The 1,864-nt window shown below is 63.9% G+C and carries 3 protein-coding genes; all 3 read left to right on the top strand.

Going from position 1 to position 1,864, the window contains the following annotated elements; translation table 11 throughout:
• Positions 1-468, top strand: a 468-nt coding sequence (locus tag ACP5E6_RS17400; RefSeq protein WP_427956343.1) for a hypothetical protein, incomplete at its 5' end; no start/stop codon positions are given.
• Positions 465-1,643 carry a hypothetical protein gene (locus ACP5E6_RS17395; RefSeq protein WP_427956340.1) on the top strand — a complete coding sequence of 393 codons (1,179 nt, stop codon included), beginning with the start codon at positions 465-467 and terminating at the stop codon, positions 1,641-1,643. The genes ACP5E6_RS17400 and ACP5E6_RS17395, both read left to right, overlap by 4 nt.
• Before the next feature lie 7 nt (positions 1,644-1,650).
• Positions 1,651-1,864 (top strand): DUF3991 domain-containing protein (locus ACP5E6_RS17390; RefSeq protein ID WP_427956337.1); only part of this gene is annotated, 214 nt, incomplete at its 3' end.

Below are 1,864 nucleotides of genomic sequence, written 5' to 3'. Positions count from 1 at the left end.
GCCAATTCCGGCAGCACGACGGGCTGCGCCGATCTCGCACAAGCCGCATCCAACGGCATCGCTTCCGAAATCGCGGCCAACGCCCAGATCGTGCAGCCGCCGGAGAATGTAACGCAGCTGTCGTGCCTGACATCCTTCTTTCAGGGCAAAGGCCTCAATGTCATCACCAACCTGCTCAATCCCGGCGATCTGCTGAACTCCATCGAAGGCAAAATCTGCCAGGCGGCGGAAAGCGCCTATACCGACGCGATCGGCAACGCCCAGTGTGGAATCACGATCACCGGGTTCAATCTCGGAGGGTTTGGCACCTCCGGTTTCGGCGATTTCTGCCCGCAGCTGAGCCTCGGGGGCGGCGGACCCGACTGGGCGAGCATCGGCACCAGCCTCAATGACGGCCAATCCAGCCTTTACATGAACGGCACGCCGATCACGCCGACGGGCTATCCAAATCCGGGGTCCGCGCCATGATCAGGAAGCCGGGATTGCGCACGGCCCTGCTCGCTGCAGGTGCCACCGGACTGCTCCTCGGTGTCACCGTCCTGACCCCGCCTCGCGCCCAGGCGTTCGGTTTCGGGGATATCCTGGCCCTGATCCAGGCGGTCAACGCGGTCGGATCGAAAGTGGCGGCCATGCAGTCCGCAATCGACGGTAAACTCCAGACGGTCCAGAATTATATCAATAATCAACTGGGCGATGGGTTCACCCAGATATCCAATTACATCAAGGGCCAGACCGCGGCGCAGGCCAAGATCATGAATGCGGCCGACCAGGCCAACGCCATCGTCAATCAGGAAGCCGCCAGCGCGAATATCGTCGAACAACACGTGGTCAATCCCCAGACCTGCGACAGCCTGACGAATGGGCAAAGTGTCGTGGCCGCTGGCGATCAAACCAACGCGGTCGCCAAAGTGATCGCCAATATCCAGAACGCCCGCGGCGAGGGGCAGCCGGGAACGCCGAGCTTCAACGGCATCGCCCAGGGTGTCGGTGCGATGAATAAGCTCCATTACTCGCTATACTGCTCACCCAACGACCAGGCCGCCAACCTCTGCTCCGTGGGCAGCGATCCCGATGGCGACGAGGTCGCGACCTCGCTTCTCGGGCAATCGACCCTCGATGGGCAGACGGGGCTGAACGCCGCCAACAATTATGCGACCGTTCTGCTTCAGCCGGTCGCCCCCGCCCCGCTGCGCGGCAGCCAGCTGGCCGGCAATGCCGGACAGACCGATGCGGTCTATCGGCGCCAGTACAACGCCCAGGAGAGCCTCGCGCGACAGGTCGCCACCGGCATCATCGCCGATCGAACCCCGACGGTGACGCTCACCACCGCACAGCAGGCCGAGCTGACCGCCGAAGGCAAGCCGGTGGTCACGACCGCCAGCTGGCTCGAAGCCTTGCAACTGGACGTCAATCGCCGGGAATCGAACATCCAGTGGCGCGAAAATCTGGTCAACGAACCACCCGCAACCGTCGAACGCGAGATCGCCGTCGAGATGGCGGAGAACAACTACATCGCGCTCGCCCGCTTCCGCCTGGATCAGCAACGCGCCCTGCTCGAAGCGGCGCGATTGGCAGACACCGCCCAGTATCACCTGCCCCTCCCCGCCTCCACACCGATCCCTGTCGTCAGCAATTCCAACTGAGGTCCCCATGAGCGCAACACCCACACCCGAACCCCCCCAGCAGCGCGATCAGCCCGCCATGTCCACCCGATGGACCCGAGCCCCGATCGTCCAGCCGAACTCCCCCGCGTTCAAACATCTCACCGAGGATCTCGGTCTCTCGCCCACGATCGTCGAGGCCGCCACCAAGGGCGATGCCCTGCGCGAGGGACCGGGCGGCAATGCCTGGTTCCCCCATCGAG

Origin of the sequence: Acidiphilium sp. (assembly GCF_049977125.1) — a bacterium.
Taxonomy (GTDB): domain Bacteria; phylum Pseudomonadota; class Alphaproteobacteria; order Acetobacterales; family Acetobacteraceae; genus Acidiphilium.
This window is presented reverse-complemented; position numbering and strand designations above follow the sequence as displayed.